The organism is Vibrio sp. 1249-1 (assembly GCF_033340495.1).
In genome coordinates, this window is record NZ_JAWOWJ010000484.1 from 1 (window position 1) to 726 (window position 726).

Annotated in this window: 1 protein-coding gene; it reads right to left on the reverse strand. The window is 44.2% G+C overall.

The features are described from left to right. On the reverse strand, positions 1 to 576 hold a 576-nt coding region (locus R7Z50_RS27125), incomplete at its 3' end, for a LysR family transcriptional regulator (protein WP_318149702.1). Positions 577 to 726: the final 150 nt, after the last annotated feature.

Here is a 726-nt window from a genome sequence, read left to right on the forward strand (position 1 = left end):
AATCAAAATATTGTGTTTTGTCAGCTCTTCAACATTTTGTGGCGTGCCGTATTTTTCTAGGTAACTCGGCGCTGCATAAAACTGAGCTTTGTGTTCGAACAGCGGGGTGGCTTTAAAGCTTAATGAATTGAGCTGTTCTAAATGACGACTGATGAAGAGATCCAAACTCAGTTCCGGCAGTTGACCAGGTAGCGTCGTGGTGAGTTGCAGAGTGATATCGGGGTATTTTTCTAGAAAATCATCAAGGTAGTGGACTAAAAACTTAGAACCTACCGCCAACGTTGCGCCAATCTTTAACAGACCGGCCGGAGACTGGTTTACTGAGCGAGTTTCATCTAACACGGACTGCCAAGAGTCAAGTTGCACTTTGGCTCGCTCGTAGAATAGGGCACCAGCTTCGGTTTGACTTATTGAACGAGTGGTACGCTTGAGTAACTGGACGCCAATTTTGTCCTCTAACCACTGGATACGCTTGCTGATGGCGGAGCTTGTCGTGTTGAGCTTCCGTGCGGCTGCATTGAAGCTGCCTTCTTCGATAACTCGAATGTAACTTTGTACACTTTGAATCCAGTCCATTAAGTCCTCCGAGGAAATAATTCCTTTCCAATTTAGCTCATTATCATCGTTGAGTATCAAATATACACTGTTTGCAATAAGTCTGTAATACAAGTGGGAGAGGACTAGTGCGTAAAAAACCGTTGTTACTTGCGATGATGATCATTGCTA